The sequence below is a fragment of the Streptomyces sp. NPDC020801 genome (assembly GCF_044334385.1).
GTDB lineage: Bacteria > Actinomycetota > Actinomycetes > Streptomycetales > Streptomycetaceae > Streptomyces.
Genome location: NZ_JBIRST010000010.1, coordinates 102,804 through 126,855 on the forward strand (window position 1 = coordinate 102,804; position 24,052 = coordinate 126,855).

Consider the following 24,052-nt stretch of genomic DNA (forward strand, 5'->3'; position numbering starts at 1 on the left):
CCGGCCCCAGCGCCCGACGGCGAGCCCCCACCCGAGTGGCACTCGAGCACGGACAACCCCAGGAGCATCCACATGGACCTCCCCCAGGAACCACCCGAGGTGACCGAGCCCGTCGCCGCAGCCCTCCTGCAGCTCCTTCACACCATGATCGCCCCTCCCAACCAGGCACGCCCCGAGGCCGGAGACACCTAGCAAGAGCAGGCCCCGCTGGATCTTCTCGCCCATTCGAGGTACGACAGACCGCCACATAACACCCGCAACGCGCTCCATGCCATACCCACTGGGGGTCTGACCGCACGTGATCCGTTTCGCCTTCGCCGGACGCTGCTCCACCGAGGACCTTCAAGATCCCGAGGCGTCCAGAAACTGGCAACTCACCCGCGCCCGAGCCCTGATCGGACCCGCAGGAGGCCAGATCGTCACCGAATACTTCGACTTCGGCCACAGCCGCTCCCTGCCCTGGCAACGCCGGCCCCGCGCTAACGAACTCCTCCAAGCCCTCCGCAACCCCAATCGCGGATTCGACGCGGTCGTGATCGGGGAGCCGCAGCGCACCTTCTACGGCAACCAGTTCGGCAACACCTTCCCCGTCTTCGTCCACTTCCGCATCCCCCTGTGGGTCCCGGAGGTCGGCGGGCCGATCGACCCGGACAACGAAGCCCACGACCTCGTCATGTCCGTCTTCGGCGGCATGAGCAAGGGAGAACGCAACCGCGTCAAGATCCGGGTCCGTACCGCGATGGGCTCCCAAGCGCAGCTCCAGGGCCGCTACCTCGGTGGGCGACCGCCTTACGGCTACCGGATCGCCGACGCCGGACCCCACCCCAACCCCGCCAAGGCGGCCATCGGCCAGCGCATCCACAAACTCGAACCTGACCCCGCCGCCGCACCCGTCGTACTGCGCGTCTTCACCATGTACGTCGATGGCATGAGTGACAAGGCCATCGCCGCACTGCTCAACCACGAGGGCATTCCCTGCCCCTCCGCCCACGATGCCGCCCGCAATCCGCACCGCACGAAGACCGCATGGCAAGCTGGCGCGGTCAGAGCGGTCCTCCTCAACCCCCGCTACACCGGCCACGAGGTGTGGAACAAACAATGCAAAGAAGAACGCCTCATCGACATCGACGACGTCGCCCTCGGCCACCGCACCCACATGACGCACAACCCCGTCGAGGAGTGGATCCACTCCACCGAGCCCGCACACGACGCGCTCGTCACCAAGGAACTCTTCGAAGCCGTGCAGGCAACCCGCAGACAGCGCGCCCGCGCGCAGCAGCGGCAGGAACGCCCCGGCCGGCAAGGCAGCCTGCGGCCCTACGTCCTGCGAGGACGAGTGCGCTGCACCCTGTGCGGACGGAAAATGCAGCCCTCTCCGATCCGCGACCGCGTCTACTACCGATGCGAATTCAAGGAACAGGAAGCCGCCCTCTACCCAGGGCTCGACCACCCGCGAACCGTCAACCTGCGCGAAGACATCGTGTGCCAGGCACTGGACACATGGATCGCCCGAGCCTTCGCCCCCGACCGGCTCACCGCCACCATCACCGCACTCAGCGCCGCGAGCCGCGCAGCCAGCACCGCGCCGATCCACACCCCCGAGCAGGCCCAGGCCCGCCAGGCGATCAAGGACTGCGAGCGACGGCTCGCCCGCTACCAGGCCGCCCTCGACGCCGGAGCCGACCCAGCCGTCGTCACCCAGTGGATCAACGACGCGCAGCGAGACAAGGACGCAGCGCAGAAGAAGCTCGACGCCCTGCCCGCCGTCACTCGGAAGAAGGAACCACACCTCACCGCCGACCAGATCCAGGAGATTACTGAGAGACTCGGCGACATCGCACAACGCATCCAAGCCGCCGACGCCGACAAGAAAGGACCACTCCACGAAGCCCTCGGCATCACCATTACCTACGACAACGCAACGAGGACCGCGACCGTTAGGTCGAGGCCCTCGATTCCGTATCGGTATAGCGAGTTAGCGAGTGTCCGAGGGGGGACTTGAACCCCCACGCCCGATAAAGGGCACTAGCACCTCAAGCTAGCGCGTCTGCCATTCCGCCACCCGGACCAGGTGTCTGCCGCCTTGCAGGGGGCTGCCCCGCGGCGACATGGACAACAATACCAAGCTTTCGCGGTGCCTTTCACCTGCGTATCCGCCCCCCGGAGGGATCTCCGGGGGGCGGATACGGATCGTGGCCGTCGCCCCACCTTCCGTGGATGTTGCGAGGTCAGGGGCATTGGGCCGGGCAGGTCACGGCATCAGCTGATACTCGGGGAAGTTGCCCGGCAGCCGCTCCCCCGGCGGGCCCTGGGTGACGGCGCGGACCAGGAGCTCGCCGCCGACGAAGGCGCCGCGCCAGGAGGCGCCGAAGCCGCCGAACAGCTCGTCGCGGTCGCCGCGGGAGCGGGGCTTGCCGTGGCCGACCTTGAAGGCGCGGATGTGCGGGGCCAGGCGGGCGTAGGTCTCCCGATCGTCCGTGGAGAGCGTGGCCACCAGGGCGCCGTTGGACGCGTTCATCGCGGCCAGCAGTTCCGCCTCCGTGTCGACCAGGACGATCGTGTCGACGGGGCCGAAGGGTTCCGCGTGGTGCAGCGGGGAGGAGCGGGGCGGGTTGAGGAGGGTGACCGGCTGGACGTACGCCGATGTGTCCTGGCCGGGCAGGAAGCGGGCGTCCTCCGGGCGGCCCCGGTGCAGCGGGACGGCGCCCCTGTCGACGGCCACCGCCACCTGGTCCCGCAGTTCCTTGGCCTTGGCGGTGTTGATCAGCGGGCCGAAGTCCAGGTGCGGGTGGGGGTCGTCCCGCCCCTCCACGGCCAGGGGGTGGCCCACCCGCACACCGCGCACAGCCGGCAGGTACGCCGCCAGGAACTCGTCGAACAGGTCGCGCTGGACGACGAAGCGTGGATAGGCCGTGCAGCGCTGTTTGCCGTAGTCGAAGAGTTTGGGGATGACGTGCGTGAGCGCGTCCCAGTCGGTGTAGTTCCAGATGCCCCAGGTGTTCAGGCCCTCCTGTTCCAGGATGTGGCGCTTGCCGAGGTCGGTCACCGCCGTGGCCACGGCGGCGCCGGTGTCGCGGCCGCCGACGAAGGAGACGCAGCCGATCTCGGGAGCGCGCACCAGCGCCTCGGAGAGTTCGCCGCCGGTGCCACTGACGAGCGTGACCGGGAGGCCCTCGCGGGCGGCGAGTGCACAGGCCAGGGTCAGGCACGCGACGCCGCCGTCGGTCGGGGTCTTGGCGATGACCGCGTTGCCCGCCAGGGCCTGGACCAGCATGGCGTGGACCAGGACGCTCATCGGGTAGTTCCAGCTGGCGATGTTGGACACCGGGCCGTCCAGCGGGGACCGGTTCGCGATCATCGGCTCGATGCCGTCGACGTACCAGCGCACGCCGTCGATGGCCCGGTCGACGTCCGCCTGGGCGAGCCGCCATGGTTTGCCGATCTCCCAGACCAGGAGGAGGGCGAGCGACTCCCTGTGCTCGGTCAGGGCGTCGAGGGTGGCCGCGACCCGGGCCCGGCGCTCTTCCAAGGCCACGTGCCGCCAGGCGCGGTGCTGGTCGAGTGAGGCCCGTACGGCCTGGCGGGCGATGCCACGGTCCAGACGGGGCGGGCCCGCGATGGGGGTGCCGTCCACCGGGCTGGTGGCGGGCAGCGCACGGCCGTCCGTCTGCCAGGCGGCGTTCCAGAGGTTGAGGACGCGGTCGTCCCGGAAGGCTTCGGGCGCGGCGGCCAGGCAGCGCCGCCAGGCGTCGGTCCAGGACGTGCCGGGCTTGAGGGTGAGGGTGGGTGGCATGGCTTGCTCCGCTTCCGGTGCACGGTCGGGGGCGGGGGCGGGGGCGGGAACTGTCCGGTTCGTTTGGCGCACGGTCCGGTTCGTTCGGCACATGGTCCGGTTCGTTCGGCGGACGGCTCGCACTGTCGTGCGCCGGGTTGGTGCGTGGTGCGCGGAACACAGAGGGTCCGGACACAGAGATCCGGACGTCGAGGGTCCGGACACCCGAAGGTGCGGACACCGAGGACGGCCGACACCGAGGGTCCGGTGAGGGTGCGCGAAGGGCTTTCGGGGAAGTGTTCCCCATCACGGTCGTGATGACCGCCGGTGTGTCGAACTTCGCTATCTCCTTCCAGGTCGACTTCGCCAAGGAGATCGGCTTCGATCCGATGGTCGCGGCCTCCTCGATGGGCGTGATGGCCGTCATCAACGGCGTGGGCCGCGCGGTGGTGGGCTGGCTGTCGGACCTGTGGGGACGCAAGACGACAATGGTGTTCGTCATCTTGGTCCTGGGGCTGGCCCAGTTCGGTGTCATCTGGGCGGGTGACATGAAGAACGAGTGGCTGTTCCTGTTCTTCGCGTTCCTCTCCGGCTTCGGCGGCGGCGCCTTATACGCGATGTTCGCCGCGCTGACCCCGGACTGCTTCGGCGAGAACTGCAACGCCACCAACTACGGGCTGGTGTAAAGCGGCAAGCTGATCAGCGGTCTGTCGGCGGCGGCCTCGACCCCGCGGTGGTCGGCGCCCGGGGTTACAACGGGGCCTATGCGCTGGCGGGCGGTGTGTCGATGGTGGCGGCGGCGCGGGCGCTGCTGCTGCGCCGGCCGGGGCACGGTGGCCGGGCGGGCCGCACCGGCGGGTGGTCTCAGGACTGCGCGCGCTCGTGGTAGGACGTGCGGGTGTGCTCGGTGTGCTCTCGCATCAGCCGGGTGGCGCGCTGCTCGTCGTGGTCGGCGATGGCGGCGATGAGGCCGCGGTGCTCGATCCAGGACTCACCGCCGCGCTGCCGGGCCACCGGCGTGTAGTACCAGCGCACCCGGCGGTCGACCTGCGCGGCGAGTTCGGCGAGGACCGCGTTGCCGGCCAACTCCATGATCTTGGCGTGGAAGCGGGCGTTGAGCGCGACGGCGGCGTCCACGTCGTCGTCGGCGACGGCCCGCTCGCCCTGCGTGCAGAGCTCCTCCAGTGCCGTGATGCCGGCGCCGTCCGCGTCGGCGGCGGCCAGCCGGGCGGCCTCGGCCTCCAGCAGCGTGCGGACCGTGAGGAGCTGGTCGGCCTCCTCCTCCGTCGGCTCGTGCACGAACGCGCCCTGCGCGGGCCGCAGTTCGACCCACCCTTCGGTGTTCAGCCGCTGCAGCGCCTCGCGCACCGGCTGCCGGGAGACGCCGAGGTGGCCGGCGAGTTCGCTCTCGACGAGGTGCTGACCGGGCTGGAGGGCGCGGGTGGTGATGAGTTCGAGCAGCGCCTCGTAAACGCGTTCGCGCAGCGGGCCGGGCCGTTCGAGCCTGGGCACTGCTCCCTGGGGCAGTCCTGCCGACAACATCGTGGGTCCCCCTCCTCGGCAGGGCCGGGCACCACAGCCGGCAAGCCGGTTCACCGACAGCCAGTATCGATTGTCTTTCGTCTACAGTCTACGACGCACAGTGGCGGCCCTGGCGGGAGTTGGGCACATCACACCCGCGGGCACACCCCTGCTCACGGGCAGCGCACGACCTGCCCCGCGTACGACAGGTTGCCGCCGAAGCCGAACAGCAGCACCGGGTCGCCCGCGGTGACGGAGCCCTGTTCGACCAGCTTGGAGAAGGCGAGCGGGATGCTGGCGGCCGAGGTGTTGCCGGAGTCGCAGACGTCGCGGGCGACCACCGCGTTGACCGCGCCGAGTTTCCCGGCGAGCGGCTCGATGATGCGCAGGTTCGCCTGGTGCAGGACGACCGCGGCGAGGTCCTCGGGCGCGAGGCCCGCCCGCTCACAGGTTTCCCGGGCCAGCGGTGGCAGTTTGGTGGTGGCCCACCGGTAGACGCTCTGTCCCTCCTGCGCGAACCGCGGGGGCGTGCCCTCGATGCGTACCGCGTGCCCCATCTCCGGCACCGAACCCCACAGCACCGGCCCGATCCCGGGCTCCTCGCCGGGGCGGCAGGCCTCGACCACGGCGGCGCCCGCCCCGTCGCCGACGAGCACGCAGGTCGTGCGGTCGCTCCAGTCGGTGACGGCGGACATCTTGTCGGCGCCGATGACCAGGGCCCGTGCCGCGGCGCCGGCGCGGACGGTGTGGTCGGCGGTGGCGAGCGCGTGGGTGAAGCCGGCGCACACGACGTTGAGGTCCATCGCGGCCGGCCCGGGCACGCCGAGCCGGGCCGCGACGCGGGCGGCCATGTTCGGGGAGCGGTCGACGGCCGTGGAGGTGGCGACCAGCACCAGGTCGATGTCGCCGGGGGTGAGACCCGCCGCCGCGAGGGCCTTGGCGGCGGCGTGCGCGGCCAGTTCGTCCACCGGCTCGTCGGGGGCGGCGATGTGCCGGGTCCGGATGCCCACCCGGCTCCTGATCCACTCGTCGCTGGTGTCCACCATGCCGGCCAGGTCCTCGTTGGTGAGCACTCTGGCGGGCTGGTAGTGGCCGACGGCGGCGATGCGCGAGCCGTTCATTGGTGATCCCCCTCGTTGCCGTGAGTAGCGGGATTCACCAGTGTGATCAGTGACCGACGGGTAGCACGGCAGCTGATGCCACAGGAATCGTGCGCCCGGCTTGTCGGCTTCGGTCAGACGCTCGGACGCCCGAAGGCCTACCCCGTGAACGACTGCGTCGCCTTCCGCACGAGCTCGTACAGCCCGTAGGCCAGGGGCGTGCCCACCCACAGCCAGGCGAAGGCGATCAGGGGCCGCCGGTCAGGCCGCTTCGGGCTGTTGTCGTGCGGCATCGGCGTCCTTCCTCGGCGCGGGCAGGTGGTGGCGGGGGCGGACGGGGCGGACGGGGTGGACGGGGTGGACGGGGTGGACGAGTTCTTTGGCGGCGATGCCGACGACGAGGAGCCCGATCATGACGGCGAACGACGGCCCGTACGGGGCGGAGCCGTGTCTGCCGACCGCCTCCCGGCGGTCGGCGATCCGGTTGACGATGAGCGGCCCGAGCACGCCGGCGGTGGACCGGGCGGTGAGCAGCCGGCCGTGGATCGCGCCGACCCCGTCGGCGCCGAAGAGGTCCTTCAGACAGTCGGGGACGGTGGCGACCCCGCCGCCGTAGAAGGGGAGGGTCACCAGCGCGCTCAGCACGAACAGCGGCTTGGAGGTGTCCCCGAACAGGGCGACCAGCAGGTACATCAGCGCGCCTGCGCCCAGGTAGAGGCGGTAGCTGTTCTTGCGTCCGATCAGGCCGACAGGCCCAGCATCACGATTGCGAGCTGGAAGGGGAGCGCGCTCTCGGCAACCGCCGCTCGTTACGCTGGGGGGCTGCGGGCTGCGTGATCGGCGCGAGGCCTGGCTCACTCCGTGACGAAGTCGGCCATCATCGCCATGTCCTCGTGCTCGAGGTTGTGGCAGTGCAGCAGAAACCGCCCCGGGTAGTCGGTGAAGCGGGTGACGATCTCCACGGACTCGGCGGGACGCAGATCCACGGTGTCCTTCCAGCCCGCGTCGTACGGGCCGGGCGACCGGCCGTTGCGGGCGGTCACCTGGAAGTGGTTCAGGTGCAGGTGCACGGGGTGGTGGAAGTCGGTGACGAATCGCCACACCTCGGTGGTACCGAGGCGGACGGTCGCCAGCGGCCTGCCGGGCTCGTAGGGGCGGCCGTTGATGGTCCATCCGGATCCGGGCAGCCGCTGGAAGTGGAAGGTACGGGTCGCCCTGGCCCGGTCGGCCCGCGGTGCGGGAATCACCGAGAGCCGGTCCGGTACACGGGAGTCGTCGGCAGGCGGCCGGGCACCGGAGACGTCGAACCGCATGACGGCCGCCGTGCCGCCGCTGCCCAGGCGGTTGACCAGCCGTACCCGGGTGCCGGGCCGGTAGCGGGCGAAGTCGACGACCACGTCGAAGCGTTCGCCCGGGGCGATGTCCAGGGTGCCGTGCGCGAGCGGCCGCTCCAGCAGGCCCCCGTCGCCGCCGATCTGCACCAGAGCGCCGCCGCCCGGCGGCGCGGGGTCCAGCGCCAGTCGGTAGCGGCGGGCGTTGGAGCCGTTGAGCAGCCGCAGCCGGTAGCGCAGCCGCTGGGTTTCGAGCACCGGCCAGGGCGCCCCGTTGACCAGGATGACGTCGCCCAGGACACCGTCCATGTACCGGTCGGTGACGCCCGCCGTGCGCTGTCCGGCATCGAGCGCGGGGTACTGGAAGGAGCCGTCGGCGGCGAAGGACCGGTCGGCGATCAGCAGCGGGATGTCGCGCTCCCTGCCGGGCAGGGGCAGGGCCGCCTCCTCGTCGTCGTGGACCAGATGGAACCCGGCGAGGCCGTGCCAGACGTTCGGTCCGGTGAAGCCCATGCGGTGGTCGTGGTACCAGAGGGTGGCGGCCCGCTGCTCCATCGGGTACGTGTACGTCCGCTGCCCGGCGGCGGTGTCCTGCGCGCCACCGCCTCCGGACATGCCCGGCATCCCGCCCGTGCCTGCCGTGCCTGCCATGCCTGCCGTGCCTGCCGTGCTGTTCCGGGGCAGGATCAACGCGGTCGGGTAGCCGTCGCTGCCGTACGGGGTGTGCCCGCCGTGCAGGTGGACCACGGTCGGATGGGGCAGCTCGTTGCGGTGCCGCACCACCGTCCGGCGTCCGGAGCGGGACACGATGGTCGGCCCCGGGAACGTCCCGTCATAGGTCCAGGCGCCGGTCTCCAGCCCCGGGAGGATCCGCAGCCGCGCCGGTCGCTGAGTGATCTCGTAGACGTCCGCCGTGCCGCTCGTGCTGACCGGTGCGAGCAGGGGCGGCACGGGCAGCGGCACCTCGTACGGCCTCGGCAACGGGGCCCGGCTGCGCAGCAGCAGCCCCGGCTGACCGGACGTCAGCGCCCCACCGGCCACGGCCCATCCGCCCGCGGTGAGCGCGCCGCCGCCCATGGCCGCCGCGGCGAGGAGGCGGCGCCTGGTGATGCCGCCGGTCATGCGGACCCCTCCTCGGCGGCGGATCCCTCGGTGCGCCCGGCGCCTTCGGTGCGGGAGGACGGGGTCCGTGCGGCCGCCGGGCGCCAGGCCCGGACCAGCATCAGGAACGTACAGGCGATGATCGCCACGCCCAGCGGAACATGCACGGCGAGCACCCGCCCGTACCCCATGGCTATCTGCCCGGCCTCCGCGCCGAAGAGCGCGACGGAGACCAGGGCCGGCCAGCCCGGTCCGCCGCCCGGCCGCCACAGCAGCAGCGCGGCCGCGGTCTGTGCCACGGCGGTGAGCCCGGTGGCGGTGGCGTTGAGCGCGTGGAGGTCGAGGGCCGCGTAGTGACCGGACAGGAAGCTTCCGGCGAGGACCGCCTGCCCCAGAGCGAGGACGGCCTCGCAGGTCACCACGGTCCGGAAGAGCATCAGGGCCCAGCGACGCGCCGGAGGGCGTCCGCCGTTCGCGGGTGGCACCTGGACCGGGGGCGAGGTGCACGCAATCGATTTAGGCATGCATGAGATAGTGCCACATAGAACCATCTTACAAGAACCAATCTCGCTTTGCCCTATGCTGATGCCGATGAACACGCCCGACTCCCCCCCGCGCCCATCCGGCACCGGCCGTGTCCGCGTCGGCCCGCTGCTCCGCCTCGCCCAGCGGCGCGCCGCCCATACGTTCGCCGACGCCCTGCGTCCCCTGGGCATCGAGGGCCGCCACTACGGTGTCCTGCTCAACCTGGACCTGCACGGACCGCTCAGCCAGCGCCGGCTCATCGACCTCACCGGCGGCGACAAGTCCTCGATGGTGCGCACGGTCGACGATCTGGAGACCCGCGGCCTGGCCGTACGCCGCCCCTCGCCCACCGACCGGCGCGCCTACGCCGTCGAGATCACCGAACAGGGCAGGGCGCTGTTCGCCGAGGCGTCCGTCGTCGCCGACGACGTGGCCGCACGGCTCCTCGGCCACATGGATGAGGGCGACCAGGATCTGCTGTGCACCCTGCTGGAACGCTTCGTCGCGGCCCCGGCAACCTGACGCGGCGCCAAGCACCGACCGGCTGACGATCGAGGCCAACTGCCCGATCGCGGGCACGGCGGAGTTCAGGGCGTCGGCGATCCGGATCGGGAAGCTGCCCGCCCCGACCGACGTGAGGTGACACAAGTGGACCTGCGCTTCGGCGACAGCAAGCCGACGGACGAGGAGCGGGTGGCGGTCGACGCCCTGCTCGGCCCTCCCGAGTCCTCCTGGGAGGGCGCCGCCCGCGACGGGACGAGGGCCGCCGACCCCGGGATGGTCGAACGCTCCCCGTGCCCGGGCCCGTGCGAGCGGGCACCGGCGGCACTGGTGGCGCGGGCCCGCGCCCGCGGCCTCCTCGGCGACGACGTCCTCGGCCACGGGTACGCCTTCGACATCGAGATCCGGCGCGGCGCGGGCGCGTACCTCTGTGGCGCGGAAACCTCTGTTCAACTCCGTCGAGGGCTACCGGGGGAGCCCGGCTCGAAGCCGCGAGCGCGCCCGGCACAGCCGCAAGGTGGTGCCCGAGCTGCTCGCGTCGGCGGTCGATCCGTCGACCACCCCGCGTGCCGCCGAGTGGATCAAGGAGTACGAGGCCGAACCGGACCGGTTCGGCCCGGACGCGGCCCGGCTGAACGCGGAACCGCGGATCGGCAACGACCTCTGTGTGCGCGACCACGACAAGTGCATCCTGTGCTGCAAGTGCGTCGACGCCTGCGGCGAGCAGTGGCAGAACACGTTCGCGATCACGGCCACGGGACGTGGTTTCGACGCCCGGATCGCGGTGGGGCACGACGCGCCGCTGACGGACTCGGCGTGTGTGTACTGCGGCAACTGCGTCGAGGTGTGCCCGACGGGGGCGCTGTCGTTCAGGTCGGAGTTCGGCATGCGGGCGGCGGGTACCTGGGACCTGGGACGAGTCGGCGCAGACGCGGACCACCATGGTCTGTGCCTACTGCGGAGTGGACTGCAATCCCACCCTGCACGTACAGGACAATGAGATCGTCAAGGTCACCTCGCCGCACGACAACCCGGTGACCCGCGGCAACCTCTGCATCAAGGGCCGTTTCGGCTACCAGCACGTACAGAACCGGGGCTGATCAGGACATGGGACGTGTCACGGAACGACGCAAGGTGATCCGCATCCGCGACGGGGCCGTCTCCTCCCGCGCCGACACGCTGGTGGCCGAGGAGCCGCTGGAGATCCGGCTGAACGGCAGGCCGCTCGCGATCACCATGCGCACGCCGGGGGACGACTTCGCGCTGGCCGCCGGGTTCCTGGTCAGTGAGGGTGTGCTGAGTGCGGCGTCCGATCTGCAGAACATCGTCTACTGCGCGGGGGCGACGGTGGACGGCTCCAACACGTACAACGTGGTGGATGTGCGGACCGCCCCGGGCGTGACCGTTCCCGACATCACGCTGGAGCGCAATGTCTACACGACCTCCTCGTGCGGCCTGTGCGGCAAGGCCAGCCTGGACGCCGTCCGTACGACGGCCCGCTGGCCGATCTCCGACACCCCTGCGGTCCGCGTCGAGCCCGAGTTGCTCGCCGGTCTCCCCGACCGGCTGCGCGCGGCCCAGCGGGTCTTCGACCGGACGGGAGGCCTGCACGCGGCGGCCCTGTTCGCCGAGGACGGCGAGTTGCTGGACACAAGGGAGGACGTGGGCCGGCACAACGCGGTCGACAAGCTGGTCGGCCGGGCCCTGCAGAACGGCGGCCTGCCGCTGTCCCGCTCGATTCTGCTGGTCTCCGGCCGGGCCTCCTTCGAGCTGGCGCAGAAGGCGGTGATGGCGGGCATCCCGGTGCTGGCGGCGGTGTCGGCGCCCTCGTCCCTGGCGGTGGACCTGGCCACGGAGACGGGTCTGACCCTGGTGGGCTTCCTGCGGGGCCGCTCCATGAACGTGTACGCGGGGGAGCACCGAATCGCCCTGGGGGCCGCGGCGGCCAGGAGCTGACCGCCGGCCCCGGGTGACCGGCTCCCCGCCGGAACCCGGGGCGGGGGCCCGGGCGGCGGGGGGCGCCCTGTTCGCCGCGGGGGCCCCGCCCCACGTTCCGGCGGGAGTGGCGGCCGGCGGTGGCCGGGGACGGCGGCGAGGTGCCGGTCCGAGGGGTCAGCGGGCCGTCGGGCGGACCTGGGTGGCGGCCACGACCGTCCCCAGCCGGGGAAAGTCGAGCCTGACCGACGCCTCGTGTTCGGCGGTGGTGAACGCGGCCATGGCGTCCTCTACGAAGACGAGGCCGTAACCGAGGTCGGCGGCGGCGCGGGCGGTGGACTCGACACCGAGGTTGGTGGCGATGCCGCCGAACACCAGCGTGGTGATGCCGCGTTCGCGCAGGCGCTCGTCCGGGCCGGTGCCCTGGAAGCCGCCGATGGTCCGTTTGACGATCTCGAGGTCGCCGTCGTGGCGCAGTCCGGCGACCAGTCAGCTGCCGGGCGGCTGCTCGGCGACGCCGGGCCGCTCGACGCGGATCAGCACGACGGGTGCGCCGGCCGCCCGGAACCTGGCGGCCAGGTCCCCAGCCGCGGCGAGGACGTCGGTGCCCTCGCGGGGCTCCAGGGGCAGGGCGACGATGCGGTCCATCAGGTCGACCAGGACGAGGGCGCAGCGCGCGGGATCGAGTGCGTCGGGTGCGGTCATGACGGAACGTTAGCCGCCGTCACCGCTGTGTGCCGGAGCCGCCGTCACCGCTGTGTGCCGGAAATCCGGATCAACAGGTCCATGAACCGCTTCCGTTCGGCCGAGGACAGCGGCGCGAGGAGGGTGTCGTTCGCCTCGCGGGCCGCCTTCTCGCAGCGGGTCAGCAGCCGCCCGCCCTCCTCGGTGAGGGACACCGCGTTCTTGCGCCGGTCCCTGAGGTCCGGCTCGCGCACGACCAGTCCGGCCGACTGCAGGTCGTTGAGGACACCGACCAGGTCCTTGGGGTCCAGGCCGACGCTGCGGCCGAGGTCGGCCTGGGCGACGGGGGCGAGGTCGCGCACGGCGGAGAGCACCACGTGGTGCCACATCCTCAGCCCCTCCACGGCCAGCGCCTCGGCCACCAGGGCCCGGCCGCGGGCGGCGGCCCGGCCGAGCAGCCAGCTGGGCAGGGAGCGGATCGCGGCGAGGGGGGCTTCGGCTTCGGCCATGCCGGAAGCCTAGCGAGATTTCATTGGACTTCCCAATGAAGTCATGGATACCGTTGGGGTACCCAATGAATTCGAGGGGTTCGACGACGGTTTCCGAAGCGGTCCCACGCCCTCAGGAGGTGCGATGCGACGCGTCCGGTACGAGTCCACCGGCGGTCCCCTGTTCCTGGAGGAGGTCGCCGTCCCCGAGCCGGGCCCCGGCGAGCTGCTGGTGCGCTGCGAGGCCGTCGGGGTCACGCTGCCCGTCGTGCGCAAGGTGACCGAAGCCGCGGAGCCGGTCCCGCTCGGGGGTGAGGTCGCCGGCGAGGTCGCCGGCGCCGGCCCGGGCGTGACCCGGTTCCGCGCCGGTGACCGCGTGACGGGGCTCTGCTTCGGGCACGGGTACGCCGACTTCGCGCTGCTGCACGAGGCCATGGCCTCGCCCGTCGCGGACGTCGCGTCCGCCGTCGACGCGGTCGCGCTGGTCCGCAGCGGGCTCGTGGCCCTCGGCGCGCTCGAGGCCACCCGGCCGGGGCCCGGTGAGGCGGTGCTGGTGACCGCGGCCGCGAGCGGCGTGGGCCATCTCGCGGTGCAGCTGGCCCGGTTGCGGGGCGCGGCCCGGGTGGTGGGCGCGGTCTCGGATCCCGCCAAGGCGGACTTCGTACGCTCCCTCGGGGCCGACGAGGTGGTCGGCTACGGCGACGACGACTGGGGCGAGCCCGTCGACTGCGTGCTCGACGCGGTCGGCGGCGACCTGCTCACCCCGGCGCTCGCCGCGCTCGCGCCGGGCGGACGGCTGGTGGCCTACAGCTCCGGAGGCGGCACGATCCAGGCGTACGACCTGCTGGTGGGCGCCAAGTCGGTGATCGGCTTCCAGATGACGCGGATCGCCCGCGACGAGCCGGAGTCGTACGAGCGCATGCGGCAGGAGCTGTGGCGGCTGTTCGCGCGGGGCTCGCTCACCCCCGTCGTCCACAAGGAGTTCGCCCTCGAGGACGCGGCCGGGGCGCACGAGGCGATCGCGTCACGCGGCAACCTGGGCAAGGTGGTGCTGCGCCCCTGACCCACCATGGACCGGGCCGGCGGTGAGCCGCTAACGTCCCGGAGCGTGCCCGGGGATGCGCGAGCACGACAGCGGACGGGAGCCGGGGCCGGCCTGCTGCTGGTCCTGGTTCTCGCGGCCGTGCTGCTCACCGCGCTGCCGGCGCGGCACCACCAGGACCACGGCGGCGGATGCCGGGCCCTGACCATCGGCTCCTGGTCGGCCGACCGGCCGCTCGGCAGTGCCTTCGCCCGCTACGGCGACGACCCCGCCCGCACCGACGACTGGACCGGCGGGGACGGCACCCACTCGGTGCGGCTGCCGGACGGCCGGGTGCTGTGGCTGTTCTCCGACACCTACCTGGGCCAGGTGCACCCCCCGCCCAACCCGTCCGGTGAGTCGGCGTCCTGGCGGGACGCCTCCGCCCCGATGGTGCGCAACTCGGCGGTCGTGATGGACTCCCGGGGGCGGCTTGGGCGCACGCTGCCCGCTCCGCTGTTCCCCGATCCGGCGCCGGGCCAGTGGCGGTGGCCGGTCGCGGCCCGTGTCGAGCCCCGCTCCCCCGGCTCGCCGGAGCGGGTCCTGCGCGTCCTGCTGTGGGTGCGCGCGGCCGGGCGGTTCCCGTGGATCTACGGGGTGCCCACCGCCACCGAGGTGGCCACACTGACGCTTCCCGGCCTGCGGGTGGAGTCGGTGGCGCGGGTCCTGGACCAGCAGCAGGTCCCGGATCCCTCGCGGCGGGTCCTGTTCGGTACCACCCTGGTCGCCTCGGGCGGATGGACGTACGTCTTCGGCGGCGACGACGGCCAGGCGGTGTCCCGCCCGGTGTCGTCGGCGTATGTGGCGCGGGTGCCGGAGGGCCGGCTCGCCGATCCGGTGGCCTGGCGGTACTGGAACGGCTCGTCGTGGGCGGCCGGCGCCGGCGGTGTGCGGCCGGTGCTCGGGGACGGACGGCGCGCCGGTGTCGGCAGCGCCTTCTCGGTGGTGCCGGACGGCGGCACGTACCTGCTGTTCACGATGGCCGCGGGCAGCCGGGGGCTGACCACCCTGACCTCGTACTGGGCCTGCTCCCCCACCGGGCCGTGGCACGGTCCGGTGGGCGGCTTCGCCGTGCCGCTGCCGCCGGGGCGGGTCGCCGCGTACAACCCGCAGGCGCATCCGGCGCTCGGCGGGGACGGCCGGCTGGTGCTGAGCTACGACGTGAACTGGCTGGAGGCGGCGACGGCGTCGGCGGGCGTCAGCGGGAACGTGTCGCTGTACCGACCGCGCTTCCTGACGCTGCGGCCGGCACCGCCGCGTTGAGTTCCTCCCGCGCCTCGGCGTCGTGCGCCCGGCGCTTGGCGATCACCGCGCACACCATGAGCTGCATCTGGTGGAAGAGCATCAGCGGCAGCACGGCGAGGGAGGCGTGGGCGCCGAACAGCACGCTTGCCATGGGCAGTCCGGAGGCCAGGGACTTCTTCGAGCCGGCGAACTGGATGGCGATCCGGTCCTCGCGGCCGAAGCGCAGTGCCCGGGCGCCGTACCAGGTCAGGGCGAGCATCACGGCCAGCAGCACGGCCTCCACGACTAGCAGGCCGCCCAGCCGGACGGGGCTGACCTGGTGCCATATGCCCCGCACCATGCCCTCGCTGAACGCGGTGTAGACGACGAGCAGGATGGAACCGCGGTCGACGAGGCCCAGCACCTTCCTGTGCCGGGCGACGAAGCCGCCGATCCACGGGCGCAGCGCCTGCCCGGCGGCGAACGGGACGAGGAGCTGCAGGACGATCGTGACCAGGGAGTGCGCGGAGAAGCCGCCGCCGCTGCCGCCGAGGAGCGCGGCGGCGAGCAGCGGCGTCAGGACGATGCCGACCAGGGAGGAGAAGGAGCCGGCGCAGATCGCGGCGGGCACGTTGCCTCTGGCGATGGAGGTGAAGGCGATGGACGACTGGATGGTGGAGGGGACCAGGGTCAGGAAGAGCAGGCCCTGGTAGAGCGGCTGGGTGAGCAGGACCGGGACCAGGCCGCGGGCGGCGAGGCCGAGCAGCGGGAAGATCACGAAGGTGCCGGCCAGGACCGTGGTGTGCAGCCGCCAGTGCCTGAGTCCGTCCAGCGCCTGGCGGGTGGACAGGCGGGCGCCGTAGAGGAAGAACAGGAAGGCGATCGCGGCGATCGAGGCGCCGGAGGCCACGTCGGCGGCGGCGCCGCGGGCCGGCAGGAGAGCGGCGAGGCCCGCCGTCCCGAGCAGCAACAGGATGTACGGGTCGATCGGCATCCGACTCGGCCGGCGCAGGCGTTTCACGGTGCTCCACTTGCTCGTGCTCTTCGGCGGCAGGGCGTCCGGCGTCGTGCGCCCTCTCGTCACGGGACCGACGGGTCCCCGGTCCATCGTCCTCCTCACGGGGCCGATCGGGAATCCGTCATACCGCTCCGACTGTCATCATGTTCCGTGATGAACAGCTAGCCTGGACCTCGTGTACGACCCCGCCCAGCTGCGCACCTTCCTGGCCGTCGCCCAGAGCCTGAGCTTCACCCGGGCGGCGCGGCGGCTGGGGCTGCGCCAGTCGACCGTCAGCCAGCACGTGCGCCGCCTGGAGGACGCCACCGGGCGGCTGCTGTTCACCAGGGACACCCACTCGGTGGAGCTGACCGAGGACGGCGAGGCGATGCTCGGCTTCGCGCGCCGGATCCTTCGGGTGCACGAGCAGGCGGCGGCGTTCTTCACGGGCACCCGGGTGCGCGGCCGGCTCCGGTTCGGCGCGTCGGAGGATTTCGTGCTGACCCGGCTGCCGGAGATCCTGGAGGGCTTCCGCTACGAGCATCCCGAGGTGGACCTCGAGCTGACGGTGGAGCTGTCGGGCACGCTGCACGAGCAGCTGGCCGCGGGACGGCTCGATCTGGTGCTGGCCAAGCGGCGCCCCGAGGACCCGCGCGGCGAACCGGTCTGGCGCGACCGGCTGGTGTGGATCGGCGCGGAGCGGCTCCGCCTGGACCCCGACCGCCCGGTGCCGCTGATCGTCTACCCGCCGCCGGGCATCTCCCGGGCCCTGGCATTCGAGGCCCTCGAGCGTCAGGGGCGGCCCTGGCGCATCGCCTGCACCAGCGGCAGCCTCAACGGGCTGATCGCCGCCGCCCGGGCGGGCCTCGGCGTCATGGCCCACTCACGCGGGCTGATCCCGCCGGGCCTGGTGCGGGTGCCGGACCGGGCGGGGCTTCCCGAACTGGGCGGGGTCGACTTCGTCCTCGTCCACAACCACCAGCGCCCCTCCGCCCGGCCCGCGGCCGACGCGCTGGCCGCGGCGATCCTGACGGGCGGCGACCGCCTGCACCACCGCTGGCCACCGCCGTCCGTCGCCGGGCGCTCGGCAGACCATGGGTGACGGCAGGCGGCGGCGGGACGGCAAGCAGCGGGGCAGGAGGTGGATGACGGCAAGCGGCGGGGCAAGGGGTGGGTGACGGCAGGCGGTGGGTGACGCGGCGCCCGGCGCCACGCGTCCGCCGCGCCGGCGGTGCTCGGCACGGCGGGTTCCGGCAGACGAGCCGGCGCGGGCCGTGCGTCGCGGGAGAGCCCGCCGTGCGAGTGGGTGCGGCGTCCGGACGCGGGCGCGGACGCCCTGCCGGATTCGGGCACGGACGCCCTGCCGCCCCTGCGGGCCGCAGCGGGCCTGCGTGGCGGCGGCCTCGGCGGGGCCGCAGGGCACCCCGTCCGCCCGGCTCGGGGACACACCGGGCACCGGCTCGGGGTCACACCGGGCGCCGCCCCCGCCCGGCACCCGTCCCTGCCCCGGACGCGCCACACGCCGCCACACGCCGCCACACGCCGCCACACGCCGCCGCCGACGCGGTCCGGCAGGGCCGGACGAGACGGACGGCCGGGCCGGACAGGACGGCCGGGCGGGCTGGGACGGGCGGGACGGGACGCCAGGGCGGGCGCGGCGAGCAGGCGCGGTGGGGTGAGTGGAGTGACGGAATCCGGTGGGTGGACGCTGTCAGAGGTGACGGTGGGGCGGCGCGGACGGTGCCGTCGGCCAGGCGGGACGGCCGTAATCGGGTCGTACAGATTCAGTGGAGATTACGGCGCCAAAGCTTACGGAACCGTAAGTCTTCTGTCCGACCCCTACCCTTGTGAGCGCATTTTGCAGCGCTGACCAGTGCGTTTTGTGAGCACTGCTCGCCTTCGGCCCCCCTCCCGCCCTGCCGCCCGGTGGGGTAGCTTTCACGGCGCTGTGCGGAGCGTCACAGGTAGCGCCCCGGAGGCGCACCGAAGACCGAGGAGCGGGAGAGGGGTTTGCGCGAGTTCACCAACCCGCCGTTGACGTCGGCCCCGCCAGTGGGCGGACTGGCCGACGTCGTCTTCCAGCATGCCCAGGACGACCCGCTGCACGTCGCGCTCGGCCGCAAGGACGACAGCGGCGTATGGGGTGATGTGACCGCCGCCGAGTTCCGCGACGAAGTGCTCGCCCTGGCCAAGGGCCTGCTCGCGCAGGGCATCCGGTTCGGCGACCGGGTCGCGATCATGTCCCGTACCCGCTACGAGTGGACGCTGTTCGACTTCGCACTGTGGACCATCGGCGCCCAGGTGGTGCCGATCTATCCGACCTCCTCCGCGGAACAGTGCTTCTGGATGCTGTACGACGCGGAGGTGTCCGCGGCGGTCGTGGAGCACGAGGACCACGCGATGACGATCGCCACCGTCATCGACCGGCTGCCGCAGCTGCGCGGGCTGTGGCAGCTGGACGCGGGCTGTGTGCAGGAGCTGTACGACGCGGGCGCGCACATCGACGACGACGTGGTGCACCGCCACCGCGAGGCGGTCACCCCCGACTCGGTCGCGACGGTCATCTACACCTCCGGCACCACCGGCCGCCCCAAGGGCTGTGTCCTCTCGCACGGCAACTTCATGTACGAGGCGGACACGGTCATCGAGCGCTGGCAGCCGGTCTTCCACACCAAGAAGGGCGACGAGGCGGCGACGTTGCTGTTCCTGCCGCTCGCCCACGTCTTCGGCCGGATGGTCGAGGTCGCCACCATCCGCGGCAAGGTGCGCCTCGGCCACCAGCCGGAGCTGCACGCGGCCGCCCTGCTGCCCGATCTGCAGGCCTTCAGACCCACGTTCATCCTGGCGGTGCCGTACATCTTCGAGAAGGTGTTCAACGCCGCCCGCCGCAAGGCGGAGCAGGAGGGCAGGGACGGACCCTTCGAGAAGGCCGTCGAGATCGCCGTGAAGTACGCGGACGCCGTCGAGGCCAAGGCGTGGGGCATCGGGCCCGGCCCTTCGGCCGGTCTGCGCATGCAGCACCAGCTGTTCGACAAGCTCGTCTACTCCAAGGTGCGGGCGGCGATGGGCGGCCGGATCCGCAACGCCATGTCCGGCGGCTCCGCGATGGACCGGCGGCTCGGTCTGTTCTTCGCGGGCGCCGGGGTGCAGATCTACGAGGGCTACGGCCTGACCGAGTCCACGGCGGCCGCCACCGCCAACCCTCCGGAGAAGACCCGCTACGGCACCGTCGGGCAGCCGATCCCCGGTGTCACCGTGCACATCGCCGACGACGGCGAGGTCTGGCTGCGCGGCGGCAATGTCTTCCAGGGCTACCTCAACAACCAGAAGGCCACCGACGAGACCCTGCACGACGGCTGGCTGGCCACCGGCGACCTCGGTTCCCTCGACGAGGACGGCTATCTGACCATCACCGGCCGCAAGAAGGAGATCCTGGTGACCTCCGGCGGCAAGAGCGTGGCACCGGGCCTGCTGGAGGAGCGGGTGCGCGACCACCCGCTGGTCTCCCAGTGCATCGTCGTCGGCAACGACCGCCCCTACGTCGCCGCCCTGGTCACCCTGGACCAGGAGGCCGTGGAGCACTGGCTGCAGATGCGGGGCAAGCCCCGGATGCCCCCGGCCCAGCTGGTGCGGGACGCCGACCTGGAGACCGAGGTGCGGCGTGCGGTGGTCGCCGCGAACACCCTGGTCTCCCAGGCGGAGTCCATTCGTACCTTCCGTATCCTCGCCCAGCCGTTCACCGAGGAACACGGCCTGCTCACGCCGTCCCTGAAGCTGAAGCGGAAGGCCATCGAGAACGCGTACGCGAACGAGGTGGACGCGCTGTACCAGGGGTGAGCCCGGGGTGAGCCCGGGGCGACCCGGGTGAGCGCCTTGGAGGCCGAACTCCCCCGCACCTCACCGATCTTGTTCACCCGGCGCCCGCGGACCGGCTCGCCGATCCGTTCCGGGCGGATCGGCCGATCAGGAATGCACGCGGGCCCGTGATCGTTGACGATGGTGACTACCACCTGACGACAACCGAAGGATCAAGAGCTCGTGAGCAGCAAGGTCCCCCCGATCATCCTCAACAACGGCGTCGAGATGCCCCAGCTGGGCTTCGGCGTCTGGCAGGTGCCGGACGACGAGGCGGAGCGGGCGGTCGCCACCGCGCTGGAGGCCGGGTACCGCAGCATCGACACAGCGGCGATCTACGGAAATGAACAGGGCACCGGCAAGGCCGTCGGCACCTCCGGGATCCCCCGCGAGGACATTTTCGTCACCACCAAGCTCTGGAACAGCGACCAGGGGTACGACAGCACGCTGCGCGCCTTCGACACGTCGCTGGCCAGGCTCGGCCTGGAGTACGTGGACCTGTACCTGATCCACTGGCCGATGCCGTCGAAGGGCGCCTTCGTCGACACGTACAAGGCGTTCGAGAAGCTGTACGCCGACGGCCGCGTCCGGGCCATCGGCGTGTCCAACTTCCTTCCCCAGCACCTGGAGCGTCTGATCGCCGAGACCTCGGTGATCCCGGCGGTCAACCAGATCGAGCTGCATCCGCATCTGCAGCAGCACGCCGCACGCGAGTTCCACGCGGAGCAGGGCATCGCCACCGAGGCGTGGTCGCCGCTCGGCCAGGGCAAGGGCCTGCTGGAGGTGCCGGCGATCGTGGCGATCGCCCAGAAGCACAACCGCACCCCGGCCCAGATCGTGCTGCGCTGGCACCTGCAGCTGGGCAACCTGGTGATCCCGAAGTCGGTGACGCCGTCCCGGATCCGGGAGAACGTCGAGGTCTTCGACTTCAGCCTGGACGACGAGGACCTCGCGGCGATCAGCGCGCTGAACGAGGACCGGCGACTGGGCCCGGACCCGGCGACCTTCGAAATGGCCTGACGGACGCTCCCTCGGTGCGCCCCGGAACCGCTTCCTGCGGTTCCGGGGCGCACTGGTCGTCGCCGGACGGCACGGGTGGCGCAATAGGTGTCACCCGAACGCCCACCGGACTTGACGCGGGCATGCAGGCGGGCCACTTTGCACGTGGTAAGGAAACTTTCCTAACAGAAGGGTGCCTCCACAGTGCACATACGAACACTGACCCTCGCCGCGGCCTCAGGTGCCGCCCTGCTCGCCGCCGGAGTGCTTCCCGCGAACGCCTCCGGTGCCACCAGCCCGAAGTCGGCCCAGGAGGGCACGGTCAGCGCGGCCGGCCTGCTCGCCAAGGTGACGTCCTGTCAGCAGATCTCGAACGGCAAGTACAAGACCGACGACGAGACCTCGGCCACCGTCCCCGTGTGCGGCAAGAACGGCGCGGTGTTCTGGAAGGCGGACATGGACGTCGACTGCGACGGCCAGCGCACCACCAACTGCAACGAGAACCGCGACCCCTGGTTCCTGAACGACACCGCGTTCCACCAGTCCAACGGCCAGCCGCTGAAGGCGGAGTCACTGCCGTACATCGTGGTCCCGAGCTCCAGCAGTATCTGGAACTACTCGAGCGCCGGCATCAAGGGCGGCGGCGTGGTCGCCGTGATCTACAACAACAAGGTCGAGTACGCGGTCGTCGGCGACACCGGACCCACGAAGATCATCGGGGAGGCGTCCTACGCCACCGCCAAGGCACTCGGGATCAATCCCGATCCGGCGACCGGCGGCACGGACTCCGGGGTGACGTACATCCTGTTCAAGAACTCGCAGGTCTCCCCCATCGAAAGCCACAGCGCGGCGGTCACGCTCGGCGACAGGCTGGCGAGGCAGTTCATCGCCGGCAACTGAGCCGAAGGCCGGGTGCGGTGCCATGGCCCGTCGCGGCACCGCACCCGACGCAGCCGCGCAGCCGCTCCTCGCCGCGGCCGGTGACGGCCACCCGGTGCCCGGCGCCCGGCAACCGCCGCGGCACCGCCGCGCATCACTTGAAGAGCACTCCAGGTCAACCCGTGGCGCGGGCCGTTCAGGAGGTCCGCACGGCCGTGTACACGGTGTACGCCTTCAGGACGAACACGTCGTTCCTGCGGTGCACGCTCGCCTCGTCCTCGGGGTCCAGGAGCCGGTCCAGGGTGGCTCGGTCCGCTTCGTCGACGCCGTCCTCGAGCGCCTCGCGCAGCCGGGTCAGGGAGGCGACGACGTAGGCGCGGGCCCGGTCCGAAACGGGCGCGGGCAGGTCGAGGAGGAAACTGCGGGTGCCGGTGGGCTTCAGTCCCGCGGCGGCCAGCAGCGCCGGCCAGTCCTCGGTCTCGGCGACGGAGCCCGGCAGCTCCTCCCGCATCCGGGTGAACCAGTCCGCCTCCACGGCGTCGAGCCGGGCCTGCAGGCCCGGGCGGCCGATGCCGATGTCCCGGGGCAGGAAGCGGGCGGGCAGTCCCCCCTCCAGCAGGGCGAGGGTGCCGCCGGGTGCCAGCCGCCGGGCGAACTCGGCGATTGCAGCGCGCTGGTCGCCCAGGTGGTGCAGGCTGTTGGCGGCCCAGAGCAGATCGGCCGGGTAGTCCAACTCGGCCAATACGTCCGGTAGTTCACCGGCGATGGTGGAGAAGCGGTCGGCGAGGCCGAGGCGGGCCGCCCGGGCGCGGGCCAGCTCCAGCAGCGGCTCGGAGCCGTCCACCGCGACGACCCGGGCGCCGGGGAAGGTCTCGGCGAACAGGCAGGAGACGACGCCCGGCCCGCTGCCCATGTCGACGATCAGACCCGGCTCGGTCACCTCCTTCGCCAGCCAGGCCATCGCCCGCTCGTAAAGGGGCGCGAACAGTTCCGCCTGGGACTGGAGCAGCGGAGCCATCTCGGCCCAGTCGATGTCGGTGTGGCCGTGATGACCCCGGTGTCCTTGGTGGGCGCGGTGGCCCTGGCTGTGGTCGTGACCTTGCGGGCCATGCGGGCCGTGCGGGCCGTGGTGGTCTCGGTGCTCCTGCGCCATGGAATCAGCCTCTTCTCTCGGTGCGCCCAGGGTGCGCCGACGCACCGCCCGGCGGCCAGTCGAGTTGCCGGGACGGCAAAAAACCAGGTGCGTCCTTTCCGGGCCGGACGCCACCATGGGGCGCATGGAGGACCTGATGGTGGAGCGCTTCCTCGAGGACGGGTTCGTGAAGATCGAGGGCGCCTTTCCGCTCCGTGTCGCCGAGGACTGCGCGCGGCTGCTGTGGCGGGAGACCGGGTACGACCCAGGGGATCCCGGCACCTGGAAGGAACCCGTGGTGTGGGTGGGCGACATGGCGCAGGGCCCGTTCGCGGCCGCCGTCAACAGCCCCGTACTGCACGACGCGTTCGATCTGCTGGTGGGCGCGGGCCGCTGGGCACCGCGCTACTCGCTGGGCTCCTTCCCGCTGCGGTTCCCGCACCAGGAGGAGCCGGACGACGCGGGCTGGCACATCGAGGGCGGCTACCTCCCCGAGGGTGCGCGGTGGCACTACGCCAACCTGCGGTCGAAGGACCGCGCGCTGCTGATGCTGTTCCTGTTCAGCGAGGTGGGCGAGGACGACGCGCCGACCCGCATCCGGGTGGGTTCGCACCTGGACGTGCCCCGGCTGCTTCAGCCGTACGGCGAGGCCGGCGTGTCGGGCCTGGAGATCGCCCCGCAGCTGGTCGAGGCCTCGGCCCACCGCCCGCTCGCGTACGCCACCGGGCGGCCGGGCGACGTCTACCTCTGCCACCCCTTCCTGGTGCACGCCGCCCAGCCGCATCACGGAACCCGGCCCCGGTTCATGGCCCAGCCTCCGCTGTACCCGGCGGTGCCCTACGAGCTGGACCGGCCCGACGGCGACCACTCGGCGGTGGAGTTCGCGATCCGCCGGGGGCTGACCCGAGAGGACTGACCCCGCCGGAT

The 24,052-nt window shown here is 72.0% G+C and carries 19 protein-coding genes, 1 tRNA gene and 5 pseudogenes; 13 read left to right on the forward strand and 12 right to left on the reverse strand.

What is annotated here, in order from left to right:
- The first annotated feature begins 298 nt into the window (after positions 1 to 298).
- Positions 299 to 2,002 carry a recombinase family protein gene (locus ACH4UM_RS21750; RefSeq protein WP_398181658.1) on the forward strand — a complete coding sequence of 568 codons (1,704 nt, stop codon included), beginning with the start codon at positions 299 to 301 and terminating at the stop codon, positions 2,000 to 2,002.
- On the opposite strand, the gene ACH4UM_RS21755 is transcribed toward ACH4UM_RS21750, so the two are convergent.
- Both ACH4UM_RS21755 and ACH4UM_RS21760 read right to left on the reverse strand, forming a co-directional pair.
- Positions 1,984 to 2,068: transfer RNA gene (locus ACH4UM_RS21755), tRNA-Leu, on the reverse strand. The two genes, ACH4UM_RS21750 and ACH4UM_RS21755, sit on opposite strands and share 19 nt — an antisense overlap.
- A gap of 183 nt (positions 2,069 to 2,251) precedes the next feature.
- Positions 2,252 to 3,793 (reverse strand): aldehyde dehydrogenase family protein, encoded by a 1,542-nt coding sequence (locus tag ACH4UM_RS21760; RefSeq protein WP_398181660.1) that lies wholly within the window; start codon positions 3,791 to 3,793, stop codon positions 2,252 to 2,254.
- A 140-nt stretch (positions 3,794 to 3,933) separates the two neighbouring features.
- Between ACH4UM_RS21760 and ACH4UM_RS21765 the strand changes: the two are divergent.
- Positions 3,934 to 4,661, forward strand: a pseudogene (locus ACH4UM_RS21765) (MFS transporter).
- Here the strand turns inward: ACH4UM_RS21765 and ACH4UM_RS21770 are convergent.
- From ACH4UM_RS21770 to ACH4UM_RS21795, 6 genes and pseudogenes are all read right to left on the reverse strand, one after another.
- Positions 4,637 to 5,314 carry a GntR family transcriptional regulator gene (locus tag ACH4UM_RS21770; protein ID WP_398181663.1) on the reverse strand — a complete coding sequence of 226 codons (678 nt, stop codon included), beginning with the start codon at positions 5,312 to 5,314 and terminating at the stop codon, positions 4,637 to 4,639. The pseudogene ACH4UM_RS21765 and the gene ACH4UM_RS21770 overlap by 25 nt on opposite strands.
- Positions 5,315 to 5,466: 152 nt before the next feature.
- Complete coding sequence (locus ACH4UM_RS21775; protein WP_398181665.1) at positions 5,467 to 6,414, reverse strand: beta-ketoacyl-ACP synthase III; 948 nt, start codon at positions 6,412 to 6,414, stop codon at positions 5,467 to 5,469.
- A gap of 137 nt (positions 6,415 to 6,551) precedes the next feature.
- The gene (locus ACH4UM_RS21780; RefSeq protein WP_398181668.1) at positions 6,552 to 6,686 is read right to left on the reverse strand and encodes a hypothetical protein; all 135 of its coding nucleotides are present in this window, start codon (positions 6,684 to 6,686) and stop codon (positions 6,552 to 6,554) included.
- A pseudogene (locus tag ACH4UM_RS21785) lies at positions 6,655 to 7,137 on the reverse strand (MFS transporter); the annotation flags it as partial. The gene ACH4UM_RS21780 and the pseudogene ACH4UM_RS21785, both read right to left, overlap by 32 nt.
- A 110-nt stretch (positions 7,138 to 7,247) precedes the next feature.
- Positions 7,248 to 8,846 carry a multicopper oxidase family protein gene (locus ACH4UM_RS21790; RefSeq protein WP_398181671.1) on the reverse strand — a complete coding sequence of 533 codons (1,599 nt, stop codon included), beginning with the start codon at positions 8,844 to 8,846 and terminating at the stop codon, positions 7,248 to 7,250.
- A complete protein-coding gene (locus ACH4UM_RS21795; RefSeq protein WP_398181673.1) occupies positions 8,843 to 9,349 on the reverse strand; it encodes a hypothetical protein in 507 nt (168 codons plus the stop codon). Before ACH4UM_RS21795 ends, ACH4UM_RS21790 begins: the two co-directional genes overlap by 4 nt.
- A 67-nt stretch (positions 9,350 to 9,416) precedes the next feature.
- On the opposite strand from ACH4UM_RS21795, the gene ACH4UM_RS21800 reads away from it, so the two are divergent.
- The 4 genes and pseudogenes from ACH4UM_RS21800 (at position 9,417) to fdhD (ending at position 11,807) form a co-directional block, all read left to right on the forward strand.
- A complete protein-coding gene (locus ACH4UM_RS21800; RefSeq protein ID WP_398181676.1) occupies positions 9,417 to 9,872 on the forward strand; it encodes a MarR family winged helix-turn-helix transcriptional regulator in 456 nt (151 codons plus the stop codon).
- A 309-nt stretch (positions 9,873 to 10,181) separates the two neighbouring features.
- Positions 10,182 to 10,332 (forward strand): annotated as a pseudogene (locus ACH4UM_RS21805) (NADH:ubiquinone oxidoreductase); the annotation flags it as partial.
- Between the two features lie 12 nt (positions 10,333 to 10,344).
- Positions 10,345 to 10,951: pseudogene (locus ACH4UM_RS21810) on the forward strand (4Fe-4S dicluster domain-containing protein); the annotation flags it as partial.
- Between the two features lie 7 nt (positions 10,952 to 10,958).
- A complete protein-coding gene (gene fdhD, locus ACH4UM_RS21815) occupies positions 10,959 to 11,807 on the forward strand; it encodes a formate dehydrogenase accessory sulfurtransferase FdhD (RefSeq protein WP_398181678.1) in 849 nt (282 codons plus the stop codon).
- A gap of 156 nt (positions 11,808 to 11,963) precedes the next feature.
- On the opposite strand, the pseudogene ACH4UM_RS21820 reads toward fdhD, so the two are convergent.
- Both ACH4UM_RS21820 and ACH4UM_RS21825 read right to left on the reverse strand, forming a co-directional pair.
- A pseudogene (locus ACH4UM_RS21820) lies at positions 11,964 to 12,491 on the reverse strand (isochorismatase family protein).
- A 44-nt stretch (positions 12,492 to 12,535) separates the two neighbouring features.
- The gene (locus ACH4UM_RS21825; RefSeq protein WP_398181681.1) at positions 12,536 to 12,979 is read right to left on the reverse strand and encodes a MarR family winged helix-turn-helix transcriptional regulator; all 444 of its coding nucleotides are present in this window, start codon (positions 12,977 to 12,979) and stop codon (positions 12,536 to 12,538) included.
- Positions 12,980 to 13,103: 124 nt separating this feature from the next.
- Between ACH4UM_RS21825 and ACH4UM_RS21830 the strand changes: the two genes are divergently transcribed.
- Together ACH4UM_RS21830 and ACH4UM_RS21835 are read left to right on the forward strand one after the other, a co-directional pair.
- The gene (locus ACH4UM_RS21830; RefSeq protein WP_398181684.1) at positions 13,104 to 14,021 is read left to right on the forward strand and encodes a zinc-binding alcohol dehydrogenase family protein; all 918 of its coding nucleotides are present in this window, start codon (positions 13,104 to 13,106) and stop codon (positions 14,019 to 14,021) included.
- 45 nt (positions 14,022 to 14,066) lie between these two features.
- On the forward strand, positions 14,067 to 15,302 hold the full coding sequence (locus ACH4UM_RS21835; protein ID WP_398181687.1) for a hypothetical protein: 1,236 nt from the start codon (positions 14,067 to 14,069) through the stop codon (positions 15,300 to 15,302).
- Here ACH4UM_RS21835 and ACH4UM_RS21840 read toward each other — a convergent pair.
- On the reverse strand, positions 15,238 to 16,257 hold the full coding sequence (locus tag ACH4UM_RS21840) for a bile acid:sodium symporter family protein (protein ID WP_398182095.1): 1,020 nt from the start codon (positions 16,255 to 16,257) through the stop codon (positions 15,238 to 15,240). The two genes, ACH4UM_RS21835 and ACH4UM_RS21840, sit on opposite strands and share 65 nt — an antisense overlap.
- A 199-nt stretch (positions 16,258 to 16,456) precedes the next feature.
- Here ACH4UM_RS21840 and ACH4UM_RS21845 point away from each other — a divergent pair, with 199 nt between their 5' ends.
- The 4 genes from ACH4UM_RS21845 to ACH4UM_RS21860 all read left to right on the forward strand — a co-directional run bounded on the left by ACH4UM_RS21845 (position 16,457) and on the right by ACH4UM_RS21860 (position 22,014).
- Positions 16,457 to 17,362, forward strand: coding sequence for a LysR substrate-binding domain-containing protein (locus ACH4UM_RS21845; protein ID WP_398181688.1), 906 nt, complete (start codon positions 16,457 to 16,459; stop codon positions 17,360 to 17,362).
- A gap of 908 nt (positions 17,363 to 18,270) precedes the next feature.
- Positions 18,271 to 20,097 (forward strand): AMP-dependent synthetase/ligase, encoded by a 1,827-nt coding sequence (locus ACH4UM_RS21850; protein ID WP_398181690.1) that lies wholly within the window; start codon positions 18,271 to 18,273, stop codon positions 20,095 to 20,097.
- Positions 20,098 to 20,298: 201 nt separating this feature from the next.
- Entirely contained in the window at positions 20,299 to 21,135 is an 837-nt protein-coding gene (locus ACH4UM_RS21855) for an aldo/keto reductase (protein ID WP_398181693.1), read from the forward strand.
- Positions 21,136 to 21,318: 183 nt separating this feature from the next.
- On the forward strand, positions 21,319 to 22,014 hold the full coding sequence (locus ACH4UM_RS21860) for a glycoside hydrolase family 75 protein (protein ID WP_398181695.1): 696 nt from the start codon (positions 21,319 to 21,321) through the stop codon (positions 22,012 to 22,014).
- Between the two features lie 175 nt (positions 22,015 to 22,189).
- On the opposite strand, the gene ACH4UM_RS21865 is transcribed toward ACH4UM_RS21860, so the two are convergent.
- Positions 22,190 to 23,146, reverse strand: coding sequence for a class I SAM-dependent methyltransferase (locus ACH4UM_RS21865; protein WP_398181698.1), 957 nt, complete (start codon positions 23,144 to 23,146; stop codon positions 22,190 to 22,192).
- 124 nt (positions 23,147 to 23,270) lie between these two features.
- Here ACH4UM_RS21865 and ACH4UM_RS21870 point away from each other — a divergent pair, with 124 nt between their 5' ends.
- A complete protein-coding gene (locus ACH4UM_RS21870; RefSeq protein WP_398181701.1) occupies positions 23,271 to 24,041 on the forward strand; it encodes a phytanoyl-CoA dioxygenase family protein in 771 nt (256 codons plus the stop codon).
- The last annotated feature ends 11 nt before the right edge of the window (positions 24,042 to 24,052 follow it).